Genomic DNA, 6,554 nt, shown 5'->3' on the forward strand with positions numbered 1-6,554 from the left:
CTTTTGAAGTGTGAATACATACAAAGGTGGGAGCTGGCTTGCCTGCGATGAGGCCATCAGCCCCACTGAAAATCTAAAGAATCACCGCCCCAATCAACCCACACACCACTCCCACCAGCATGGTCAACCCGGCCACCGTCACCAGTACCCGTGCATCGAAATCCTTGCGCAGCATCAGCAGCGACGGCAGGCTCACGCTCGGCAGGGTCATCAGCAGGGCAACGGCCGGGCCGGTGCCCATGCCCAGGGTCATCATGGTTTGTACGATGGGTATTTCTGCCGCTGTAGGAATCACGAATAACGTACCGACGATCGCCAGCGGCACCAGCCACACCAGGCTGTTGGCCATCGCCCCGTCCACATGGGGGAACAGCCACACCCTTGCTGCACCGAGGATCAATACCGCCAGAATGTACACCGGGATGGTGCTCCAGAACAGTTGCCACAAGGTGCGCAACCAACGGCTCAGGAAGGGTTGCGACTCCAGGGTGCTTACTTCGGCGACAGCCTCCAGCGCCGCTTCCGGCACTTGATCAGGGCGCGCGATACGCTGCGCTACCAGAGACACCCCCACCACCAACACAATCCCGGCCACCAGCCGCAGCGCGGTAAAGTCCCAGCCCAGCACAAACCCCATGAACACCAGCGTGGCCGGGTTCAACACCGGGTTGGCAATCCAGAACGCCAGCGCCGCGCCCACCGACACCTGCTGACGGCGCATGCCCGCCGCCACTGGCGCTGCACAGCAACTGCACATCATTCCCGGCAAGGCAAATAGCCCGCCGCGCAGGGTCGAGCCCAGCCCGGCGCGGCCAAACAGGCGCAGCAGCCAGTCGCGAGGGATCAGTACTTGCAGTAATGAACCGAGGATCACCGCCAGCACTGCGGCTTTCCAGATCGCCAGGAAATACACTTGGGCGTAGGCCAGCGCCGCTGTCAGGGGCGAGCTTTGCTGGTCATTGAGAATCGAGGCGCCAATGCTGTGGTTGTCCGCCGCTACAAACGCCTTGAGGTAGTAGGGCGACCATTTCACATAGTAGAGGCCGATGCAGGCCACCAGCAGAAACAGGGCAGGCTTGTACCAGAACGACCAGCCCCGATTGGGCTGGGAGGACGCGAGGTTGGACATGAAGAGGATCCGCAGGTGAGTCGATAGCCGGGCATCATACGCCCCTGCGGTTCACGCTTCAGATATCTGCACTGACCTGGGTCGGATCCGGGCAGGTTTCATCGCCGTTATTCAGCCCCTGCTTATAGTTGCGACTGAGCAGCGAGGCCTTGCCGTTGTGCCAGGTCAGCGTCAATACGTACAGGGAGTCATAGTCATTGCCAGACCAGTCATCGGTGAGGGTGTGCTTTTCGCCGGACGCTTCGCTGGCGACTTTGTTGATCAGCTCCGGCAGGTAACCATGGGACCAGGCCGTGTAGATCGTCGCGTTGCGGTACTTGTCCTCGACCAGTTCTTCGGCCAGGGCGCTGGTGTCATTCGCTGAGAATTCGATGTTCACCGGTAGGCCAAGCTTGATCGCGCTGGGGCTGATGGTAATCAGTGGGCGAATGTAGCTGTAGGAATTGTCCAGTTCGCCTTCCTCGACATTGCGTGTCGGGTTGGCGGCAAACACGTAGTTGGCCTTGCCAAACTTCTCCGGCAGGACAGTAGCCAGGTTCATGGCACGGTTCAGGCCCTGGCAATTGAGCTGGCCCAGGCCACCGGCCGGTTTTTCGCCGTGGCGCAGGAATACCAGGGTTTGCACGCCGTCCACGGGTTGGGCACGGCTTTCACGGGCGTCGAGAGCGGTGACGATGGCCGCGCTGACCAGCAGCAGCGGCAACATCATGTATGAATAACGTTTGAATCGTTGCACAAGGCGCAGAGGCTTGATCTTCATTATAGGTTCGAGTCTTCGTGCGTCGGGTTAAGGCGGACAGGCCCGGCCCCAGTGACGCGGCAAGCGTCCTGCGGTATTCCCTGTCGATATAGCAAGGTGCCTCCATTCACCCTTCGGGCGCTCTTAAGAGTGCAATCGGGCGTTTTGGTTCGCCCAGAGGGGATACTAGTGGGCAAATGTTGCGCAACGATGACCCATGCACGGTGGCGGGCAGATGACTATCATGAGGGCTTTCCGTCCAGGGGGTTCTCGATGAACGCACTCGCCGCTTTCCCGATCAACAGCAAATGGCCTGCCCAGCACCCGGATCGCCTGCAGTTGTATTCGTTGCCCACGCCCAACGGCGTCAAGGTGTCGATCATGCTCGAAGAACTGGGGCTGCCCTATGAAGCGCACAAGGTCAGTTTCGACACTCAGGATCAGATGTCTCCGGAGTTCATGTCCCTGAACCCCAACAACAAGATCCCCGCGATCATTGATCCTAACGGCCCGAGCGGGCAGCCGCTGGCGCTGTTCGAGTCCGGCGCGATCCTGATCTACCTGGCGGAAAAGACCAGCCAGTTGCTTTCCGAAGACCCGGCCACCCGCTATGAAACCCTGCAGTGGCTGATGTTCCAGATGGCCGGGATCGGCCCGATGTTCGGCCAGGTGGGGTTCTTCAACAAGTTCGCCGGCAAGGCTTATGAAGACAAGCGCCCGCGTGACCGCTACGCCGCTGAAGCCCGGCGCTTGCTGGGCGTTCTGGAAAAACGCCTGCTGGGTCGCACCTGGATCATGGGGGACGAGTACAGCATTGCCGACATCGCCACTTTCCCCTGGATTCGCAACCTGATCGGTTTCTACGAATCCGGCGACCTGGTGGGCATTGCCGATTTCCCTAACGTACTGCGCGCATTGGACGGCTTTGTCGCACGTCCGGCGGTCATCCGTGGCCTGAATATTCCGAGCTGAAGCATGTCGACTTTCGAGTTCCAACAACTGGATGTATTCAGCCGCGTACCGCTTAAAGGCAACCCGTTGGCCGTGGTGCTCGGCGCCGATAGCCTCACTGACCAACAGATGGCCGACTTTGCCAACTGGACCAATCTCAGCGAAACCACGTTTTTGCTGACACCCAGGGATCCACGGGCCGACTACCGCGTACGCATTTTCACCACCCTCACGGAACTGCCGTTTGCCGGCCACCCGACGTTGGGCAGTTGCCACGCCTGGTTGCAGGCCGGTGGCGTACCCCGAGGCGAGGAGATTGTTCAGGAGTGCGAAATCGGTCTGGTGCGCATCCGCCGCCAAGGTGATGAACTGGCGTTTATCGCGCCGCCGTTGTTGCGTGCAGGGGCCGTGGAGGCGCCGTTGCTGGAACGCGTGCGTCTGGCATTGAAGCTGGCGCCCGAGGCGATTGTGCGCAGCCAGTGGGTCTACAATGGTGCCGGGTGGCTGGCGGTGATGCTGGCTGATCGTGACGTGGTGCTCGCGTTGCAACCGGACTATGCGCAACTGCTGGGCCTGGCCGTGGGGGTGATCGCTCCCTGTGATCCGGTGCGTGACGCAGTAGACGCGCAATTTGAAGTGCGCGCCTTTATCGCTGGCGACGGCGCCCCTGAAGACCCGGCCACCGGCAGTTTGAACGCAGGTGTTGCCCAATGGCTGCTCGCCGAGGGCTTGGCGCCCAGCCGTTATGTGGTCAGCCAAGGCACGGCGATGGGGCGAGCAGGGCGTATTCACATCGAGCGCCAGGGCGATGAGGTGTGGGTCGGCGGCGCCGTAGCGCTGTGTATCCAAGGGCAGCTACAGCTCTAGATCAATAAATTGTTACGCGCCTGGCAATACACTATTGGCCCCTTGGCATTTGTGTTGCCGGGACTTGGGGGCATAAGCTTTGGCCCCAAAGATTTCAGCCATTTTTCAGGAAAGCCATGACCAGTCAGTTCCCCCAAGCCCGCCCACGCCGCCTGCGCCGCTCCCCGCAACTGCGTGGCTTGTTCCAGGAAAGCGAATTCACCCTTAACGATCTGGTGTTGCCGATCTTCGTTGAAGAAGAAATTGACGATTTCGTGCCGATTACCAGTATGCCGGGCGTGCTGCGTATCCCGGAGAAGAAACTGGCCGGCGAGATCGAGCGTTACGCCCGTGCCGGCATCAAGTCGGTGATGACCTTCGGCGTATCCCACCACCTCGACGCCAACGGCAGCGATACCTGGAAAGAGCGCGGCCTGGTTTCGCGCATGTCCTCGATCATCAAGGACGCAGTGCCGGAAATGATTGTGATGTCTGACACCTGCTTCTGCGAATACACCGACCACGGCCATTGCGGCGTGATGCACGGTGCCCATGTCGACAACGACGCAACCCTGGTCAACCTCGGCAAACAAGCTGTGGCCGCTGCCCGCGCCGGCGCCGACGTGATCGCTCCGTCCGCCGCCATGGACGGCCAGGTCCAGGCCATCCGCCGTGCCCTCGACGACGCCGGTTTCACCCACATCCCGATCATGGCCTACTCGACCAAATTCGCCTCGGCCCTTTACGGCCCCTTCCGCGAAGCGGGCGGCAGCGCCCTCAAGGGCGACCGCAAAAGCTACCAGATGAACCCGATGAACCGCCGCGAAGCCGTGCGCGAATCGCTGCTGGACGAACAGGAAGGTGCCGATGCGCTGATGGTCAAGCCAGCCGGCGCTTACCTCGACATCATCCGCGACATCCGCGAGGCTTCACGCCTGCCTGTGGCGGCGTATCAGGTGAGTGGTGAGTACGCGATGATCAAGTTTGGCGCACAGGCGGGGGCGATTGATGAGGATCGAGTGGTGCGCGAGACATTGGGGTCGATCAAGCGGGCGGGGGCGGATTTGATTTTTACCTACTTTGCGATGGATTTGGCGTTGGCGGGGATCTAAAGGCATCTCTGAACCTGTGGCGAGCGAGCTTGCTCGCGCGGGGCTGCCTAGCAGCCCCGTATCTCGGCCAGAAAATTATTTAATGGCGTTCTTTAATGCTAAGGCAACATGGTTTAACCACGTTTCCCCATCATTCCATTCATTAGGGTAATAGTAATAACAGCCGATATCAGAGAGTAAAAAGTCTTGAAGCTCTTGCTCTGTTTTTTTGGCTGATACCAGTTTTTCTAGCTCTAATAGCACTATTACTATCGTATCTTCAGACGATTCCGAGATAAAAAAATCAATTACGTCGTTTGCGCTTTTGTGATCATCAACCCAATCTTGATTGAAGTACCCAGCAAGAAATTGCTGTAGCTCGGGGTAGTCTTTGTTCATGGGTTTGGAAAGCCTGTGTGAATTCGATATCCAGTATGCATTTTTTGGTCTCTGCGAATAATTAAGTAAATTTCTTTTCCGGGTACAGATGTCGTAGTGTTCTTTCTGAAACTTGTGCCTATTGGCTCTTGGGATGGTTGAGTGATGACTATCTGCTGGTTGTTTCCTTGTAGGAAGTCTTTGATTTTGTCTTGATTGTTATCCAATACCTTTGAAATGGCGAGTTCAGCTGTTGCGCGATCATGAAAAGTAGAGGCTGCCGGGATATGTGGTTCCCGCCTCAAGCGGTCAAGCAATTGTTGATCCGTTCTACCGACATGCTTTTCCATAAGATGTCCTCCTGCCGCCTCATGTGCGGCTAAACCTCCTCCTGGAACGATTACGCTATAAGGCCCTTCAGGGCAGCTTGTTTTTTTACAGCTTAGTCCCAGCGGATCCACCCACCCTGTGGGATTGGGCACGTACTGGTACGCGTTGATCCCGCCCGCCAACTTCACCGGGTCCGGCGTCAGATAACGACCGATATCCGGATTGTAGTAGCGATGGTGGTTGTAATGCAGGCCGCTTTCCGCGTCGAAATACTGACCTTGAAAACGCAGCGGATTGTCGATTTTGCTTACGTCGAACCGGGCGATCTGGCCGTAGGCGCGGTAGTGGGCGGACCAGACGATTTCGCCCTCGGGGCTGGTCAGTTCCTGCGGTGTGCCGAGGTGGTCGAGTTGGTAGTTGTAGGGCGTTGTGGCTTGTGGTCCGTAGCCTTCCAGCAGTGCCAGCGGGCGGAAGCTGTTGGGCTCGTAGATATAACTGCGATGACAGTCCCCATGGTGCTCGGCAATCAGCTTGTCGCCTTGCCAGAAAAACTCCGTGGTTATGTCATCCACGGTCTTGCTGACACGCCGGCCAAACGGGTCGTAGCGATAACTAGCGGTTTCGCCGTTCGGTTTTGTGATGGTGATTAACCGATGTTGGCAGTCGTAGCGGTACTCAGTGACGAGTTGCTGGCCCTTGCCGCGCCGTTCGCGGATCAGGTTGCCGAAGGCGTCGTAGTCGTAATGGCGGTCGCCCTGGATCATCAGGCGGTTGCCGGCAACGATGTCCGGGCCGGGGCGGTCTTGCATCAGCAGGTTGCCCGCTGGGTCGTGGGCGAAGCGTTCCTGGACGTCTTGGGAGTGATCGGCGCGGGTCAGACGATTCAGTGGGTCGTAGCGGTAAAGGTGTTCGCCCTTGCGGGTGTCGAGCAGGCGGGTGAGGTTGCCGGATTTGTCGTAGTCGTACTGGCGCTGGTAAAGGTAATTTTCCTGCTGTGTGACGGCGTGGGCGTGCAGGCGGTTTTGGTCGTCGTAGTGGTAGTGGCTGAGCAGTTGACCTTGTTGGCGTTGGTGTTCGCGGCCGCTCTTGA

The 6,554-nt window shown here is 58.6% G+C and carries 7 protein-coding genes; 3 read left to right on the forward strand and 4 right to left on the reverse strand.

Annotated elements, in window-relative coordinates; all coding sequences use genetic code 11:
- Window positions 1-73: 73 nt before the first annotated feature.
- Window positions 74-1,129 (reverse strand): permease, encoded by a 1,056-nt coding sequence (locus tag E4O98_RS16630; protein ID WP_032876785.1) that lies wholly within the window; start codon window positions 1,127-1,129, stop codon window positions 74-76.
- A gap of 58 nt (window positions 1,130-1,187) precedes the next feature.
- Window positions 1,188-1,889, reverse strand: a complete 702-nt coding sequence (locus E4O98_RS16635; RefSeq protein ID WP_005786910.1) for a hypothetical protein — start codon at window positions 1,887-1,889, stop codon at window positions 1,188-1,190.
- Window positions 1,890-2,141: 252 nt separating this feature from the next.
- On the opposite strand from E4O98_RS16635, the gene E4O98_RS16640 reads away from it, so the two are divergent.
- From E4O98_RS16640 to hemB, 3 genes are all read left to right on the forward strand, one after another.
- Window positions 2,142-2,840: a glutathione S-transferase N-terminal domain-containing protein gene (locus E4O98_RS16640; RefSeq protein WP_103735442.1), complete on the forward strand. Its 699-nt coding sequence runs from the start codon at window positions 2,142-2,144 to the stop codon at window positions 2,838-2,840.
- A 3-nt stretch (window positions 2,841-2,843) separates the two neighbouring features.
- Complete coding sequence (locus E4O98_RS16645) at window positions 2,844-3,686, forward strand: PhzF family phenazine biosynthesis protein (protein ID WP_248135737.1); 843 nt, start codon at window positions 2,844-2,846, stop codon at window positions 3,684-3,686.
- Window positions 3,687-3,802: 116 nt separating this feature from the next.
- Window positions 3,803-4,777, forward strand: coding sequence for a porphobilinogen synthase (hemB, locus tag E4O98_RS16650; RefSeq protein ID WP_005786915.1), 975 nt, complete (start codon window positions 3,803-3,805; stop codon window positions 4,775-4,777).
- A gap of 75 nt (window positions 4,778-4,852) precedes the next feature.
- Here the strand turns inward: hemB and E4O98_RS16655 are convergent, their stop codons facing one another.
- Together E4O98_RS16655 and E4O98_RS16660 are read right to left on the reverse strand one after the other, a co-directional pair.
- Complete coding sequence (locus E4O98_RS16655; RefSeq protein ID WP_078820861.1) at window positions 4,853-5,155, reverse strand: contact-dependent growth inhibition system immunity protein; 303 nt, start codon at window positions 5,153-5,155, stop codon at window positions 4,853-4,855.
- Window positions 5,152-6,554, reverse strand: a 1,403-nt coding sequence (locus E4O98_RS16660) for an RNase A-like domain-containing protein (RefSeq protein ID WP_248135738.1), incomplete at its 5' end; no start/stop codon positions are given. The genes E4O98_RS16660 and E4O98_RS16655, both read right to left, overlap by 4 nt.

The sequence above is a fragment of the Pseudomonas sp. W2Jun17 genome, from assembly GCF_023127795.1.
In the GTDB taxonomy this organism is placed as follows: Bacteria; Pseudomonadota; Gammaproteobacteria; order Pseudomonadales; family Pseudomonadaceae; genus Aquipseudomonas; species Aquipseudomonas synxantha_A.

What these genes read in the sequence shown, in the direction of transcription:
- E4O98_RS16635 (WP_005786910.1), bottom strand. Translation starts at nt 1,889, where the DNA reads ATGAAGATCAAGCCTCTGCGCCTTGTGCAACGATTCAAACGTTATTCA.
- hemB (WP_005786915.1), top strand. Translation starts at nt 3,803, where the DNA reads ATGACCAGTCAGTTCCCCCAAGCCCGCCCACGCCGCCTGCGCCGCTCC.
- E4O98_RS16640 (WP_103735442.1), top strand. Translation starts at nt 2,142, where the DNA reads ATGAACGCACTCGCCGCTTTCCCGATCAACAGCAAATGGCCTGCCCAG.
- E4O98_RS16645 (WP_248135737.1), top strand. Translation starts at nt 2,844, where the DNA reads ATGTCGACTTTCGAGTTCCAACAACTGGATGTATTCAGCCGCGTACCG.
- E4O98_RS16630 (WP_032876785.1), bottom strand. Translation starts at nt 1,129, where the DNA reads ATGTCCAACCTCGCGTCCTCCCAGCCCAATCGGGGCTGGTCGTTCTGG.
- E4O98_RS16655 (WP_078820861.1), bottom strand. Translation starts at nt 5,155, where the DNA reads ATGAACAAAGACTACCCCGAGCTACAGCAATTTCTTGCTGGGTACTTC.